The organism is Pseudomonas sp. NPDC089547 (genome assembly GCF_050280665.1).
In the GTDB taxonomy this organism is placed as follows: domain Bacteria; phylum Pseudomonadota; class Gammaproteobacteria; order Pseudomonadales; family Pseudomonadaceae; genus Aquipseudomonas.
Map to the genome: position 1 here is coordinate 44099 of NZ_JBNNVS010000019.1, position 15179 is coordinate 59277.

The window sequence follows — 15179 nt, forward strand, 5'->3', positions numbered from 1 at the left end:
AGGGTGACTTCGGCCAGCCAATCGACCTGGGCAAGACCAACCGCGAACTGCACGACATCCAGGAATCGCTCAACCGCCTGCGCCAATACCTGGTGGAACTGGTCGGCACCATCCGCCACAACGCCGAGCAGGTGGCCGGCAGCAGCCATGCCCTGGCCGGCATGAGCGCCGCCCTGCACGACGGCGCCGAACGCCAGGCGGGCGACACCGGGCAGATCCGCGATGCCCTGGGTGAACTTGAAGCAACCATCCAGCAAGTGGCAGGTGATGCCAGCGCCGCCGCCGATGCCAGCCGCGATGCCGGGCGTGCGGTGGAACAGGGCCAGGCGGTGATCGGCCAAAGCTTGTCGGGCTTGCGAGAGCTGGTCGATGAAGTGCAGGGCAACGCCCGCATGATCGAACAACTGGCGGAAGAGTCGGCGACCATTGGGGGGGTGCTGACAGTGATCCGCTCGATTGCCGAGCAGACCAACCTGCTGGCGCTCAACGCTGCGATCGAAGCGGCCCGTGCGGGCGAGATGGGCCGGGGGTTTGCCGTGGTTGCCGATGAAGTGCGTTCGCTGGCGCAACGCACCACGGGGGCTACTGGCGAGATTCAGGCACTGATCGACCGCTTGCAGCAGGCGGCGAGGAGCTCGGTGACCGGGATGCGAGCGCAGCTTGAACATGCCGAAGCCACCGCCAGCCAGGCCCAGGCGGCGGATGGGGCGCTGGACGAGATTGTCAGTGCCATCCGCACCATTTCCGATACGGCGGTGCGGATTGCCGATGTCACGGCGCAGCAGAGTGGCGCGGTGAGTGAAATCCGCGACCACAGCGAGCGGATTCATGAGCTGGGCGAAGACAACCTGCTGCGCATTGGCGAGGGGCGTGAGCAAGGGGAGCAATTGCTGAGCCTGGGGGGCGAGTTGAACCGCGCGGTGCGTGCGTTCAGGGTTTGATCGGGCCTGTAAAACCCAAGGTATGCGCTGTCCCTGTAGGAGCGGCCTTGTGTCGCGAAAGGGGTGCGAAGCGCCCCCGGGGTCTGTGCATCACAGCTGACATTGCCGGGGCCGCGTTGCGGCCCTTTCGCGACACAAGGCCGCTCCCACAAGGCCGGCGCACGCGTTCATGATGACTGAGGCCAACCCACAACAGTTCCGTTATCATGGCCTGCACGTTCCACCTCGCGAGTCCGCCATGCACCGCCTGTTTTTCCTGCTGTTCCTGCTGCTGGCCAGCCCTGCATTCGCCACGGGCCTGCTCGACAACCGCCCCAGTGCCACCCTCGGCGCCGCTTCGCTGGCCAACAATGCCGACTTCCTGCCGGTGCACGAGGCCTTCAAGCTCAACCTGGTCCAGGCCGATGCACAAACCATCAGGCTGCGCTTCGTCGCCACCGAGGGCTACTACCTCTACCGACACCGCTTCCAGTTCCACACAGAGCCTGCCGACATCACCCTGGGTACGCCCAACATCCCCAAGGGCGAGGCCAAACACGACGAGTTCTTCGGCGACGTCGAGGTTTATCACGGCGTAGTCGACATCGAACTGCCGCGCACCGACCCGCGCGCCTTCACCCTGCTGGTCGGCTACCAAGGCTGTGCCGACAAGGGCCTGTGCTACCCACCGGAAACCGCGCGGCTGAGCATCGATGGCGAAGGCGGCGCAAACGCCCCCGCCACCGCCGAACACGGCTGGAACTGGAAATCGCTACTGCTGTTTTTCCTCGCCGGGGTCGGCCTGACGTTCACGCCCTGCGTACTGCCAATGCTGCCGATCTTGTCTGGCGTGGTGCTTCGTGGCCAGGTCGGCGGCCTGCGCGGGCTGTCGTTGTCGCTGGCGTACGTGCTGCCAATGGCTGCCAGCTTCGCGGCGCTTGGCGCGCTGATGGGCCTGTTCGGCGCCGGCCTGAACCTGCAGGCACGCCTGCAATCGGCCTGGGTGCTGGTACCCTTCGCACTGTTCTTCGTGGCGTTTGCCCTGGCCATGTTCGGGCTGTTCGAACTGAAGCTGCCACAGGCCCTGAGCAACCGCCTGGATAACGTCGCCAGCCGCACCAAAGGCGGGTCACTGCTGGGCGCGGCCGTGCTGGGCGTGCTGTCCAGCCTGCTGGTTTCGCCGTGCGTGTCGGCGCCCCTGGCCGGTGCCCTGCTGTACATCAGCGCCAGCGGTGATGCTTTGGGGGGTGCCCTCAAGCTGTTTGCCCTGGGCCTCGGCATGGGCGCGCCATTGCTGCTGGTAGCCACCGGTGGCGCAGCCTGGCTGCCAAAGAGTGGCCCCTGGATGAATACCGTGAAGAACGCCATCGGCGTGCTGCTGCTGGGGCTGGCCATCGGTTTGCTCAGCCGCGTGCTGCCGGGGCCCGTGACCTTGCTGCTGGTCGGCTTCCTCGCCGCTGGCGTGGCGCTGTTCCTCGGTGCGCTGGAGTTCGTCGTCAAGAGCCCACGCCAGCGCCTCGCCCAACTGCTGGGGCTGGCCTTGCTGGTGTACGCCCTGGCTTGCTGGTACGGCGCCCTGAGCGGCCAGGGCGACCCGCTGCGCCCGCTGCCGGTTGCAGCGTTGGCGGCAAGCGGCAACACCCCCGCGGCAAAGGCTGACGCCTGGCAAACCATCACCACTCCCGCTGCACTGGACGCAGCCCTGGCCAAGGCCAAGGCGGCTGGCCAGCCGGTGTTGCTGGACTGGTACGCCGACTGGTGCATCAGCTGCAAGGTGATCGAACACGAGGTACTCAACGCGCCACAGGTACAGCCGCAACTGGCAGCCTTCACGCTGCTGCGCTTCGACATCACCGAGAGCAATGCCGAGCAACGCACGCTGCTGGACCGTTACCAGCTGTTCGGCCCCCCGGCCCTGCTGTTCTTTTCCGCGAACGGCAGCGAAATGACCGCCGATCGGGTGATTGGCGAGATAAACGCCGGTGAATTTGCGCAAATTCTGACACGCGTGCGCGGCAAAGTCGGTCTATAACTTCCCGCGTGCCGGGAAAAATCCTGAAACGAGTGACCAGATTTAATTATTTGGTCACATACTTCGCGCGAATCTCGGACATCGTGCTGGCTACTGCCGGGAACTGGACACCTGCCGTCGCTTTGCGGCACACTCGCCGCGCTGTGTCGAATTGCCCTACAAATCCAAGGAATCCGCAGATGGCAACGCTACTGGTGCTCCACGGCCCCAACCTCAACCTGCTCGGTACCCGCGAGCCAGGCCACTACGGCGCCGTGACCCTGGCCCAGATCAACCAGGACCTGGAGCAACGTGCCCGCGCCGCAGGCCACCATTTGCAATACCTGCAGAGCAATGCCGAATACGAACTGATCGACCGCATTCACGCCGCACGCAACGAGGGTGTGGACTTCATCCTGATCAATCCGGCTGCTTTCACCCACACAAGCGTCGCATTACGTGACGCATTGCTTGCGGTGAGCATCCCATTCATCGAAGTGCACCTGTCCAACGTGCACAAACGCGAACCGTTCCGTCACCACTCCTACTTTTCCGATGTTGCCGTAGGAGTGATCTGCGGCCTGGGCGCCAGCGGTTATCGCCTGGCCCTGGAATCCGCACTGGAACAACTGGCTGCCAACGCACAGCCCAAATGATGAAACCCTGGCCTCAGTGGGCCAGGGTTCGATAGAAACGTATCGATACGTTTTTTGTATTTCGCCCCCTGACCGAACCTTTGGGAGTTGATGATTAATGGATATCCGTAAAGTCAAGAAACTGATCGAGCTGCTGGAAGAGTCTGGCATCGACGAACTGGAGATCAAGGAAGGCGAAGAGTCGGTCCGTATCAGCCGTCACAGCAAGACCCCAGCTGCCCAACAGTTCTACGCACCTGCACCGATGGCTGCCGCACCTGTTGCTGCTCCGGTCGCTGCTGCCGCTGCACCGGCTGCCGAAGCCGCCGCTGCTGCCCCAGCCCTGAAAGGCACCGTGATCCGTTCGCCGATGGTAGGTACCTTCTACCGCAAGCCTTCGCCGACCTCGCCAAACTTCGCTGAAGTTGGCCAGTCCGTGAAGAAAGGCGACACCCTGTGCATCGTCGAAGCCATGAAGATGATGAACCACATCGAAGCCGATGTTGGCGGTGTCATCGACGCCATCTTGGTAGAAGACGGCCAGCCGGTTGAGTTCGACCAGCCGCTGTTCACCGTCGTTTGATTCGCGGAGAGCCAACGATGTCTGGGAAGCTGGAAAAAGTCCTGATCGCCAACCGCGGGGAAATTGCCCTGCGGATCCTGCGTGCCTGCAAAGAGCTGGGCATCAAGACCGTCGCCGTGCACTCCACGGCCGACCGCGAACTGATGCACCTGGGCCTGGCAGACGAGTCGGTCTGCATTGGTCCTGCTTCGTCCAAAGATTCGTACCTGCACATCCCGGCGATCATCGCCGCGGCTGAAGTGACAGGCGCTACCGCCATTCACCCAGGCTACGGCTTCCTCGCGGAAAACGCCGATTTCGCCGAGCAGGTGGAAAAGTCCGGTTTTGCCTTCATCGGCCCGAAAGCCGACACCATTCGCCTGATGGGCGACAAGGTTTCGGCCAAGGACGCGATGATCAAGTCGGGCGTACCGACCGTGCCGGGCTCTGACGGCCCACTGCCGGAAGACGAAGAAGTCGCCCTGGCGATTGCCCGTGACGTCGGCTACCCGGTGATCATCAAGGCCGCCGGTGGCGGTGGTGGTCGCGGCATGCGCGTGGTGCACAAGGAAGAGGACCTGATTGCCTCGGCCAAGCTCACCCGTACCGAAGCCGGTGCTGCCTTCGGCAACCCGATGGTGTACCTGGAGAAGTTCCTGACCAACCCACGCCACGTGGAAGTGCAGGTACTGTCCGACGGCCAGGGCAACGCCATCCACCTGGGTGACCGTGACTGCTCGCTGCAGCGTCGTCACCAGAAGGTACTGGAAGAAGCACCAGCCCCGGGCATCGACGAGAAAGCCCGCCAGGAAGTGTTCAAGCGTTGCGTCGATGCGTGCATCGAGATCGGCTACCGCGGTGCCGGTACCTTCGAGTTCCTGTACGAAAACGGCCGCTTCTACTTCATCGAAATGAACACCCGCGTGCAGGTTGAGCACCCGGTGTCGGAGATGGTGACCGGTATCGACATCGTCAAGGAGATGCTGAGCATCGCCGCTGGCAACAAGCTGTCGTTCCGCCAGGAAGACGTGGTGATTCGTGGCCACTCGCTGGAATGCCGTATCAACGCCGAAGACCCGAAGAAGTTCATCCCGAGCCCAGGCAAGGTGAAGCACTTCCACGCCCCGGGCGGTAACGGCGTACGTGTTGATTCGCACCTGTACAGCGGTTATTCGGTTCCGCCGAACTACGACTCGTTGATCGGCAAGCTGATCACTTATGGCAAGGACCGCGACGAAGCCATGGCGCGCATGCGCAATGCCCTGGACGAGATCGTCGTCGACGGCATCAAGACCAACATCCCGCTGCACCGCGACCTGGTGCGTGATGAAGGTTTCTGCAAAGGCGGCGTCAACATTCACTACCTCGAACACAAGCTGGCCCACGAGCATTGATCGAGTAGTGTGATGTACCAGAACCCCGGCCATGTGCCGGGGTTTTTTATGGCTTTGCCAAAGCCCACACAGCTTCCTGCAGGAGCGGCCTTGTGTCGCGAAAGGGCCGCGAAGCGGCCCCGGCAATATCTGCGGCGAAGCTGAAATCGTGGGGCCGCTGCGCGCCCCTTTCGCGACACAAGGCCGCTCCTACAAGGCGTTCGGCGAGGCTTATCCTTTCATCCGCGGCATCTCGATGCGGTGCTGATGCACCCGCCGATACAAGGTCGCCCGCGAAATACCCAGCGCCCGCGCTGCATCCGCCGGCTTCCAGCGGTGGCGAATCAGCGCATCCAGCAACAGCTGCCGCGCCGGGCACGACACCGCGCTTTCAGCTGTGCCAACTACCTCACCGCGTACCTCCTGCGGCAAGTCCTGCACCCTCACCTGCCCGCCCTCACTCACCGCACAGGCATAGCGCAACACCTGCCGCAGCTGGCGCAGATTCCCCGGCCAGCGGTAAACCAGCAATGCTTGCAGCGCATCATCAGCCAGCATCACCTCGACAGCACACGCAACGGCCTCTTCGGCCAGTAACTGGTGAATCAGCCCCAACCGATCCTCACGCTCACGCAGCGGCGGCAACTCGAACCGGGCATTGGCCAGGCGGAAATACAGGTCTTCACGAAAACGCCCATCTTCCACCATCGCCGCCAGGTCGCGGTGGGTGGCGCAGATAACCTGGATATCTACCCGCTCACGCCGCGCCGCACCCAATGGCGCCACTTCACCCTCGGCCAGCACGCGCAACAGGCGCGTTTGCAGGTTCAGCGGCATGTCGCCGATCTCGTCGAGGAACAGCGTGCCACCATCGGCCTGCTGCAACAGCCCCTGCATGCCTTTGCTGGAAGCCCCGGTAAAGGCCCCGGCCACGTAGCCGAACAGCTCGCTCTCGATCAGGCTCTCCGGGATAGCCGCACAATTCAGCGTGACAAACGGGCCGTCACGCCGTTGGCTCTGCCGGTGCAACTGGCGGGCGAACACTTCCTTGCCCGCCCCGGTCTCACCCTGCACCAGCACCGCCAGGTTGCAGTCCTTGACGCGCGTGGCCAACCGCAGGTGCTGCTCGATACGCGCATCCTGAGCCTGGTGCACGGCCTGCGTGCGCTGGCGCTGCTGCGGCGCGCTTACCCGGCCATACAACCCGCCCAAGCCAGGCAGGCGCTGGGCGGACGCAGTGTTCACGCGGCGCAACTGGCCCATGTCGAACAGTTCACCAATGTGCTCGGGCAACCGCCCCAGGCGCTCCACCAACCGTTGCCGCGCCAGGCTGTTGATGGCCTGCAGGCGGCCATCGGCATCCCAGGCCAGCAGGTAGTCAGGCTGGCTTTCCACATAGCCCGGCGTGCCGTGGGCGCGCATCACCCAGTGGCCCTGGGCGCTGTGCATGAAGAAGGCGTTTTCGATTTCACGGGCAGTCTGCTCGACCAGCTGGCGGATCAGGTGCTGGCTGCGGCGGTCATCCGGGGACTGCAACGCCGAAACATCCACCACGCCCAGCAACTCGCCCTGTGGGTCGAATACTGGCGCCGCAGTACAGGTCAGGCCGATGAAGGCAGCGCGAAAGTGATCGCGCTTGTGCACCGTGACCGGCGCCTTGCTGGTCAGCACCGCCGCCACGCCGCAGGTGCCCTCTTCGCCCTCCGACCAGCAAGTACCCAGGTACAACCCGGCCTTGCGGCAGTCGTTGCGTATGGCCGACTCGACCCGGTAATCGATGGTGCGCCCCAGGGCATCGGTCAGCAGCACGCAGTAGTCGGCGCCGCGTACGCGCTCGTGCAGGCGTGCCACGGCATCGCTGGCGATGCGCAGGAACAGTTCGGCGCGTTCTCGGCATTCGTTGAGCAGGCTTTGGGAAAGGATGCGCGGCCCCTGCTGGGACCCGGGGTCGAGGCGGTACAGCTCCATGGAGCGGCGCCATGAATCGAGGATCAGCGGTGGCACCGGCGCCTGTGGCAGGCGGTCGGCATTCTTCAGCACCCGGCTGACGCAGTCGACATGGGCTCGGGAGTTCGCGGCAAGCATTCAGGCCCTCCGGTTCTCGTTGCTGTTTTTATCGTTGTCCGGCCATTAAGCGCTTCCGGGCATGCCCCGACAAGCACTGCGTGATTACCGGCTGGCTTGAGACGCTGCGTCTCAGCGTCTCGCCCAGGTTAGCCCAGCGCTGGCACCCCGCGTCTCGCTCGCACTGCCAATGGCATCTGCCGTGGAACGCAGCAGCTGCTCTGCCAAAGGCTTTTCAGCCAGTCACAAGAAAGCTGGCACCGCGCTTGCTCCTGCTCTGGCAAACAAAAAATACGAGGTGCGCCATGCCGCTACCCGCCCCGATTGTCGGGATCATTGCCAACCCTGCCTCTGGCCGCGACCTACGCCGCCTCACCGCCAATGCCGGGCTCTATTCGAGCACCGACAAGGCCTCGGCAATCCAGCGCCTGCTGGCGGCCTTCGGCGGCACCGGTATCGGCCAGGTGCTGCTGCCAAGCGACATGACCGGCATCGCCGCCGCCGTGCTCAAGGCCAGCCAGGGCCCGGTCGCCACCGACCAGCACTGGCCGGCCATCGAAATACTCGACCTGCCGCTGACCCAGACCGTTGCCGATACCCGCCTGGCCACTCGACACATGGTCGAGCGCGGCGTGGCGATGATCGCCGTGCTGGGTGGCGACGGCACCCACAAGGCGGTCGCTGCCGAGGCCGGTGACGTGCCGCTGCTAACCCTGTCTACCGGCACCAACAATGCCTTCCCCGAACTGCGCGAGGCCACCAGCGCGGGCCTGGCGGGCGGCCTGCTTGCAAGCGGCCGAGTACCGGCCAGCATCGGCCTGCGCCGCAACAAGCGCCTGCTGGTGAAAGTGCCAGAACAACAGCTTGCCGAATGGGCCTTGGTGGAGGTGGCTGTATCGCCCCAGCGCTTCATCGGTGCCCGTGCACTCAGCCGCAGCGAAGACCTGTGTGAGGTCTTTGCCTGTTTCGCCGAGCCCCATGCCATTGGCCTTTCAGCCCTGTGTGGCCTGTGGCACCCGGTGTCGCGCCAGGACCCGCATGGCGCCTGGGTACGCCTGAACCCCGGTGCCGAGCAGGCGCTGCTGGCGCCACTGGCGCCCGGCGTGCTGCAAGCCTGCGGCATCACCGCCAGCGGCCCGCTGACGCCCGGCGTGGCCCACCGCCTGAGCCTGGCCAGCGGCACCCTGGCCCTGGATGGCGAACGCGAGATCGAGTTCGCCGAGCACGACACACCCACCATCACCCTCGACCACCAAGGCCCGCTAAGCGTGGATGTCGAGGCCGTACTGGCGCACGCCGCCCGCCATCACCTGCTGGCCGTACCGCGCGGCCACCGGCTGCACCCTGCATACCCGCGTTGAGACAACCCTGGAGAACAACAAGATGTCCAATCAACTCAGCACCGAACAACTGCTGCATGCCTATGAAGTGATGCGCACCATCCGTGCATTCGAAGAACGCCTGCACGTGGAGTTCGCCACTGGCGAGATCCCCGGCTTCGTCCACCTGTATGCCGGCGAAGAGGCCTCCGCGGCCGGGGTCATGGCCCACCTGCGCGACAGCGACTGCATCGCCTCCACCCACCGCGGCCATGGCCACTGCATCGCCAAGGGCGTAGACGTGTACGGCATGATGGCCGAGATCTACGGCAAGAAGACCGGCGTGTGCGGCGGCAAGGGCGGCTCGATGCACATTGCCGACCTGGAAAAAGGCATGCTCGGCGCCAACGGCATTGTCGGTGCCGGCGCGCCGCTGGTGGCCGGGGCGGCGCTGGCGGCCAAGATCAAGGGCAATGACGATGTGTCAGTGGCCTTCTTCGGCGATGGCGCCTCCAACGAAGGCGCGGTGTTCGAGGCCATGAACATGGCCTCGATCATGAATCTGCCCTGCATCTTCGTGGCCGAGAACAACGGCTACGCCGAGGCCACCGCCTCCAACTGGTCTGTGGCCTGCGACCATATTGCCGACCGCGCAGCCGGCTTCGGCATGCCTGGGGTCACCATCGACGGCTTCGACTTCTTTGCCGTGTACGAGGCCGCTGGCGCTGCCATCGAACGTGCGCGTGCCGGGCAAGGGCCCTCGCTGATCGAGGTCAAGCTCAGCCGCTACTACGGCCACTTCGAAGGTGACGCACAAACCTACCGCGCGCCCGATGAAGTGAAGAACCTGCGCGAAACCCGCGACTGCCTGATGCAGTTCCGCAACAAGACCACCCGTGCCGGCCTGCTCAGTGCCGAGCAACTGGACGCCATCGACGCCCGCATCGAGGACCTGATCGAAGACGCCGTGCGCCGCGCCAAGTCCGATCCCAAGCCACAGCCCGCCGACCTGCTCACCGACGTGTACGTCAGCTACCCCTGAGCCGCGGATTACAAGAACAACAGGAGAACCACCATGGCAAGAAAGATCAGCTACCAGCAGGCCATCAACGAAGCCCTGGCCCAGGAAATGCGCCGCGACAACACGGTGTTCATCCTTGGTGAAGACGTGGCCGGTGGTGCCGGCGCGCCCGGCGAGGATGACGCCTGGGGTGGTGTGCTGGGCGTGACCAAAGGCCTGTACCACCAGTTCCCGGGCCGCGTGCTCGACGCGCCACTCTCGGAGATCGGCTACGTCGGCGCCGCCGTCGGTGCCGCCACCCAGGGCCTGCGCCCGGTGTGCGAACTGATGTTCGTCGACTTCGCCGGCTGCTGCCTGGACCAGATCCTCAACCAGGCCGCCAAATTCCGCTACATGTTCGGCGGCAAGGCGGTCACCCCGCTGGTGATGCGCACCATGTACGGCGCCGGCCTGCGCGCTGCCGCCCAGCACTCGCAGATGCTCACCTCGCTGTGGACGCACATTCCCGGCCTGAAGGTGGTCTGCCCGTCCTCGCCCTACGATGCCAAAGGCCTGCTGATCCAGGCGATCCGTGACAACGACCCGGTGATCTTCTGCGAGCACAAGCTGCTGTACAGCATGCAGGGCGAGGTGCCGGAAGAGGTTTACAGCGTGCCGTTTGGCGAGGCCAACTTCCTGCGCGATGGCGACGACGTGACACTGGTTACCTATGGCCGCATGGTGCATGTGGCCCTGGAGGCCGCCAACAACCTTGCCCGCCAGGGTATCGACTGCGAGGTACTGGACCTGCGCACCACCAGCCCGCTGGATGAAGACAGCATTCTGGAGAGCGTGGAAAAAACCGGCCGACTGGTGGTGATCGACGAAGCCAACCCGCGTTGCTCCATGGCCACCGACATCAGCGCGCTGGTGGCGCAGAAGGCCTTCGGTGCGCTCAAGGGCCCCATCGAAATGGTCACTGCCCCGCACACCCCGGTGCCGTTCTCCGACGCCCTGGAGGACCTGTACATCCCGGACGCGGCGAAGATCGAAGCGGCCGTGCGCAAGGTGATCGAAGCCGCAAGGAGCGCCGCATGAGCCAGATCCATACGCTGACCATGCCCAAGTGGGGCCTGTCGATGACCGAGGGCCGGGTAGACACCTGGCTCAAGCAGGAAGGTGACGAGATCAACAAGGGCGACGAGGTGCTAGACGTCGAGACCGACAAGATCAGCAGTAGCGTCGAAGCCCCTTTCAGTGGTGTGCTACGCCGCCAGGTGGCCAGGCCGGATGAAACCCTGCCGGTCGGCGCGTTGCTGGCCGTAGTGGTGGAAGGCGAAGCCGAGGAATCCGAGATTGATGCGGTGGTACAGCGCTTCCAGGCCGAGTTCGTTGCCGAAGGCGGCGCCGATCAGGCACAGGGACCGGCCCCGCAGAAGGCTGAAGTGGGCGGGCGCCTGCTGCGCTGGTTCGAACTGGGCGAAGGCGGCACACCACTGGTACTGGTGCACGGTTTTGCTGGAGACCTCAACAACTGGTTGTTCAACCACCCTGCATTGGCCGCAGAGCGCCGCGTGATCGCCCTCGACTTGCCAGGGCACGGCGAATCGGCCAAGGCCCTGCAACGGGGTGACCTGGATGAGTTGAGCGAAACCGTGCTGGCCCTGCTCGACCATCTGGACATTGCCAAGGCGCACCTGGCCGGCCACTCCATGGGCGGCGCTGTCAGCCTGAACGTGGCGCGCCTGGCGCCCGAGCGGGTGGCTAGCCTGAGCTTGATCGCCAGTGCCGGCCTGGGGGAGGCGATCAATGGGCAATACCTGCAAGGCTTCGTCGCTGCCGCCAACCGCAATGCCCTCAAACCGCAAATGGTGCAGCTGTTCGCCGACCCGGCACTGGTCACCCGGCAGATGCTGGAGGACATGCTCAAGTTCAAGCGCCTGGAGGGTGTAGATGACGCCTTGCGTCAACTGGCATGCGCCATTGCCGAAGGTGAGCGTCAGCGCCACGACCTGCGCGGGGTGCTGGGGCAGCACCCGGCACTGGTGGTGTGGGGCGGCAAGGACGCGATCATCCCGGCCACCCATGTCGAAGGCCTGGAGGCTGAAGTGCTGGTGCTACCGGAGGCCGGGCACATGGTGCAGATGGAGGCGGCCGAACAGGTCAATCAGCAACTGCTCGCGTTCCTGCGCAAGCACTAAGCCCTTTGCGTGAGCCTGGAGAACAACAATGAATGACCTGAGCCACACTCACATGCGCGCCGCCGTCTGGCATGGTCGCAACGATATTCGCGTCGAACAGGTACCCCTGCCAGCCGACCCGCCACCGGGCTGGGTGCAAATCAAGGTGGACTGGTGCGGCATCTGCGGCTCCGACCTGCACGAATACGTCGCCGGCCCGGTTTTCATCCCGGTCGAGGCCCCTCACCCGCTGACCGGCATTCAGGGCCAGTGCATCCTCGGCCACGAATTCTGCGGTCAGATTGCCAAGTTGGGTGAAGGCGTGGAGGGTTTCGGGGTGGGTGACCCGGTAGCGGCGGACGCCTGCCAGCATTGCGGTACGTGTTATTACTGCACCCATGGCCTGTACAACATCTGCGAGCGCCTGGCGTTCACCGGCCTGATGAACAACGGCGCGTTTGCCGAGTTGGTCAACGTACCTGCCAACCTGCTGTACCGCTTGCCGCAAGGCTTCCCGCCCGAAGCCGGGGCCTTGATCGAACCGCTGGCAGTGGGTATGCATGCGGTGAAAAAGGCCGGCAGCCTGCTTGGCCAAACCGTTGTGGTGGTGGGGGCTGGCACCATCGGCCTGTGCACCATCATGTGCGCCAAGGCTGCAGGGGCGGCGCAAGTGATTGCGCTGGAGATGTCCTCGGCGCGCAAGGCCAAGGCCAAAGAGGTAGGCGCCAACGTGGTGCTGGACCCCAGCCAGTGCGACGCCCTGGCCGAGATCCGCGCACTGACTGCCGGGCTGGGAGCGGATGTGAGCTTTGAGTGCATCGGCAACAAGCACACGGCCAAGCTGGCCATCGACACCATTCGCAAGGCGGGCAAGTGCGTGCTGGTGGGTATTTTCGAAGAGCCCAGCGAGTTCAACTTCTTCGAACTGGTATCCACGGAAAAGCAGGTGCTGGGGGCGTTGGCGTACAACGGCGAGTTTGCCGATGTGATTGCCTTTATTGCGGATGGCCGGCTGGATATTCGCCCGCTTGTAACCGGGCGGATCGGGTTGGAGCAGATTGTCGAGTTGGGCTTTGAGGAACTGGTGAACAACAAGGAGGAGAACGTGAAGATCATCGTGTCGCCGGGCGTGCGCTGACCTCTCCCGCACAGCAAGCGCAAATCCTATAGGAGCGGCCTTGTGTCGCGAAAGGGCTGCGCAGCAGCCCCGACAATTTTGCGGGATGGCAGAAATACTGGGGCTGCTGCGCAGCCCTTTCGCGACACAAGGCCGCTCCTACAGGGCGATGCGCCAGCCTATGCGTTCGCTGTCTCAGGATCCCATTCTGCGTCATACTCGGCAGACCTATTGCCCGGTCCTCGCCATGCGTCCACTGCTCCCCATCACCCTGGTCCTGCTGCTCGCCGCCTGCGGCGATGGCGAATCGCTACTACCTCCAGACGCACGCCTGCCTGATGGGGGGCGTTACCGGGGCGAGGTGGTCGATGGCCTGCTGCAGGGCGAGGGCCGTATCGACTACCCCAACGGCAGTTGGTACGCCGGCGGCTTCAAGGATGGCCAGTGGCATGGCCAAGGCGAATGGCATGGCCAGAACGGTGAGGTGTACCGTGGCCAGTTCGCCGAAGGGCTGTTCCAGGGACTGGGCGACCTGACCACGCCGGGCAGCCACTATGGTGGCACGTTCAAACATGGCCGCCGCGACGGCGAAGGCACCCTCAAGCAAGCGGACCAGACCTACCGCGGCCAGTTCAAGGACGACCAGTACGACGGCGCAGGCGAACTGGAACTGGCGGACGGCAGCCGCTACCAGGGCCTGTTCGCCAAAGGCAAACCCAACGGTGCCGGGGTGCGCAGCGATGCCAGCGGCAACCAGTTCAGCGGCCGCTTCGTCAGCGGCCAGTTGCAAGGAAGCGGCACCTACGACAGCGTCGATGGTGAGCAATACATCGGCGAGTTCAAGGACAACCGCCTGGAAGGCCGTGGCCGCTATGAAAACGTCGATGGCGATGTGTGGATCGGCGAATTCAAGGACGGCTCATTGATTGGCGAAGGTGAATTGCTAGGCAGCGATGGCAGCCACTACAAAGGTACTTTCGTCGATTGGCGCCTGTCGGGCGAAGGCAGCCTGCAACTGGCCGACGGCAGCAAGTACATCGGTGGTTTTCTCAACGATGCCTACCACGGGCGTGGCCGGTTGATTCTGCCAAGCGGCAAAGTCGAAAGCGGCGTGTGGGCCAATGGCGTGCGCGTACGTGACCAGAAAGGGACGCTGCTGCCCGACCCGTTGGACATTGCCCTGCTCAACCAGGGCCGCCTGCTGGAAGAGGCTCTGGCCCGGGTGCCGCGCTCGGTGGCACCGATCCAGCTTTACAGCCTGGTGGTCGCCGGCGACGGCCAGCAGAGCGTGTTCCTGCGCGAAGCCGACTACGTCAGCAACATGCTCAAGGTGCGCTTTGGCGCCCGTGGCCAGGTGACCCTGGTCAACCATCGCGACCACATGGCCACCCGCCCCATGGCCACCCGCGAGAACCTTACCCGCGCCGCGCAGACCCTGGCCGAGCGCAGCGGTCCCGAGGACCTGGTGTTCATCTACCTCACCACTCATGGCAGCGAAGACCACCAACTGGTGCTCGACCAGCCCCGCCTGCAGCTGGCCGACATTTCCGCCGACGAGCTGGCCACTGCCCTGGCGCCGCTGAAAGACCGCGACAAGGTAATCGTCATCTCGGCCTGCTATTCAGGGGGCTACATCGCCCCGCTCAAGGATGATCGCACGCTGATCATGACCGCCGCCCGGGCTGACCGGGTGTCGTTCGGTTGCTCGGAAGAAGCCGACTTCACCTACTTTGGCGATGCCTTGTTCGCAGAAGCGTTGAACCAGACCGACGACCTGAAGCAGGCGTTTGAACTGGCACGCACCAGCGTTGCCGAACGGGAACAAAGGGAAGGCTTCGAAGCCTCGGAACCGCAGTTGTGGGCGCCGCCTGCGGTGCTTGAGCACTGGCAGCAGCTGCGTCGCCAACAGGCCGAAGAAGCGTTGCGTAACGCCACGCAGGCCAACGTGGGGCCACAGGCAAAAACGCCCGGCAGCCACTAGACTTGTGTGTAACAAGG

The 15179-nt window shown here is 64.3% G+C and carries 12 protein-coding genes; 11 read left to right on the forward strand and 1 reads right to left on the reverse strand.

Features of this window, described 5'->3' with window-relative positions; all coding sequences use genetic code 11:
- The first annotated feature begins 161 nt into the window (after nt 1-161).
- From ACQKPZ_RS15135 to accC, 5 genes are all read left to right on the forward strand, one after another.
- Nucleotides 162-941, forward strand: coding sequence for a methyl-accepting chemotaxis protein (locus ACQKPZ_RS15135; protein WP_391131148.1), 780 nt, complete (start codon nt 162-164; stop codon nt 939-941).
- Nucleotides 942-1179: 238 nt separating this feature from the next.
- Nucleotides 1180-2952, forward strand: coding sequence for a protein-disulfide reductase DsbD (locus ACQKPZ_RS15140; protein WP_427539381.1), 1773 nt, complete (start codon nt 1180-1182; stop codon nt 2950-2952).
- A gap of 179 nt (nt 2953-3131) precedes the next feature.
- Nucleotides 3132-3587: a type II 3-dehydroquinate dehydratase gene (gene aroQ, locus ACQKPZ_RS15145; protein WP_003255330.1), complete on the forward strand. Its 456-nt coding sequence runs from the start codon at nt 3132-3134 to the stop codon at nt 3585-3587.
- 97 nt (nt 3588-3684) lie between these two features.
- Nucleotides 3685-4149, forward strand: coding sequence for an acetyl-CoA carboxylase biotin carboxyl carrier protein (gene accB, locus ACQKPZ_RS15150; RefSeq protein ID WP_391130908.1), 465 nt, complete (start codon nt 3685-3687; stop codon nt 4147-4149).
- A 17-nt stretch (nt 4150-4166) separates the two neighbouring features.
- A complete protein-coding gene (gene accC / locus ACQKPZ_RS15155; RefSeq protein ID WP_427539384.1) occupies nt 4167-5522 on the forward strand; it encodes an acetyl-CoA carboxylase biotin carboxylase subunit in 1356 nt (451 codons plus the stop codon).
- 210 nt (nt 5523-5732) lie between these two features.
- On the opposite strand, the gene ACQKPZ_RS15160 is transcribed toward accC, so the two are convergent.
- Nucleotides 5733-7586, reverse strand: a complete 1854-nt coding sequence (locus ACQKPZ_RS15160) for a sigma-54-dependent Fis family transcriptional regulator (protein ID WP_427539387.1) — start codon at nt 7584-7586, stop codon at nt 5733-5735.
- Nucleotides 7587-7870: 284 nt separating this feature from the next.
- Between ACQKPZ_RS15160 and ACQKPZ_RS15165 the strand changes: the two genes are divergently transcribed.
- From ACQKPZ_RS15165 to ACQKPZ_RS15190, 6 genes are all read left to right on the forward strand, one after another.
- Nucleotides 7871-8926 carry an ATP-NAD kinase family protein gene (locus ACQKPZ_RS15165; RefSeq protein WP_427539390.1) on the forward strand — a complete coding sequence of 352 codons (1056 nt, stop codon included), beginning with the start codon at nt 7871-7873 and terminating at the stop codon, nt 8924-8926.
- 22 nt (nt 8927-8948) lie between these two features.
- Complete coding sequence (locus ACQKPZ_RS15170) at nt 8949-9926, forward strand: thiamine pyrophosphate-dependent dehydrogenase E1 component subunit alpha (protein ID WP_427539392.1); 978 nt, start codon at nt 8949-8951, stop codon at nt 9924-9926.
- A 33-nt stretch (nt 9927-9959) separates the two neighbouring features.
- On the forward strand, nt 9960-10982 hold the full coding sequence (locus tag ACQKPZ_RS15175) for an alpha-ketoacid dehydrogenase subunit beta (RefSeq protein WP_427539395.1): 1023 nt from the start codon (nt 9960-9962) through the stop codon (nt 10980-10982).
- Nucleotides 10979-12085, forward strand: a complete 1107-nt coding sequence (locus ACQKPZ_RS15180; protein WP_427539398.1) for an acetoin dehydrogenase dihydrolipoyllysine-residue acetyltransferase subunit — start codon at nt 10979-10981, stop codon at nt 12083-12085. Before ACQKPZ_RS15175 ends, ACQKPZ_RS15180 begins: the two co-directional genes overlap by 4 nt.
- Nucleotides 12086-12137: 52 nt before the next feature.
- Complete coding sequence (locus ACQKPZ_RS15185) at nt 12138-13202, forward strand: 2,3-butanediol dehydrogenase (protein WP_427539521.1); 1065 nt, start codon at nt 12138-12140, stop codon at nt 13200-13202.
- 226 nt (nt 13203-13428) lie between these two features.
- The gene (locus tag ACQKPZ_RS15190) at nt 13429-15162 is read left to right on the forward strand and encodes a C13 family peptidase (RefSeq protein WP_427539401.1); all 1734 of its coding nucleotides are present in this window, start codon (nt 13429-13431) and stop codon (nt 15160-15162) included.
- The last annotated feature ends 17 nt before the right edge of the window (nt 15163-15179 follow it).

Excerpts from the sequence above, each read along its gene's own strand:
- ACQKPZ_RS15135 (WP_391131148.1), top strand. The coding sequence starts at position 162 with ATGAGCGCCGCCCTGCACGACGGCGCCGAACGCCAGGCGGGCGACACC.
- ACQKPZ_RS15140 (WP_427539381.1), top strand. The coding sequence starts at position 1,180 with ATGCACCGCCTGTTTTTCCTGCTGTTCCTGCTGCTGGCCAGCCCTGCA.
- aroQ (WP_003255330.1), top strand. The coding sequence starts at position 3,132 with ATGGCAACGCTACTGGTGCTCCACGGCCCCAACCTCAACCTGCTCGGT.
- accB (WP_391130908.1), top strand. The coding sequence starts at position 3,685 with ATGGATATCCGTAAAGTCAAGAAACTGATCGAGCTGCTGGAAGAGTCT.
- accC (WP_427539384.1), top strand. The coding sequence starts at position 4,167 with ATGTCTGGGAAGCTGGAAAAAGTCCTGATCGCCAACCGCGGGGAAATT.
- ACQKPZ_RS15160 (WP_427539387.1), bottom strand. The coding sequence starts at position 7,586 with ATGCTTGCCGCGAACTCCCGAGCCCATGTCGACTGCGTCAGCCGGGTG.
- ACQKPZ_RS15165 (WP_427539390.1), top strand. The coding sequence starts at position 7,871 with ATGCCGCTACCCGCCCCGATTGTCGGGATCATTGCCAACCCTGCCTCT.
- ACQKPZ_RS15170 (WP_427539392.1), top strand. The coding sequence starts at position 8,949 with ATGTCCAATCAACTCAGCACCGAACAACTGCTGCATGCCTATGAAGTG.
- ACQKPZ_RS15175 (WP_427539395.1), top strand. The coding sequence starts at position 9,960 with ATGGCAAGAAAGATCAGCTACCAGCAGGCCATCAACGAAGCCCTGGCC.
- ACQKPZ_RS15180 (WP_427539398.1), top strand. The coding sequence starts at position 10,979 with ATGAGCCAGATCCATACGCTGACCATGCCCAAGTGGGGCCTGTCGATG.
- ACQKPZ_RS15185 (WP_427539521.1), top strand. The coding sequence starts at position 12,138 with ATGCGCGCCGCCGTCTGGCATGGTCGCAACGATATTCGCGTCGAACAG.
- ACQKPZ_RS15190 (WP_427539401.1), top strand. The coding sequence starts at position 13,429 with ATGCGTCCACTGCTCCCCATCACCCTGGTCCTGCTGCTCGCCGCCTGC.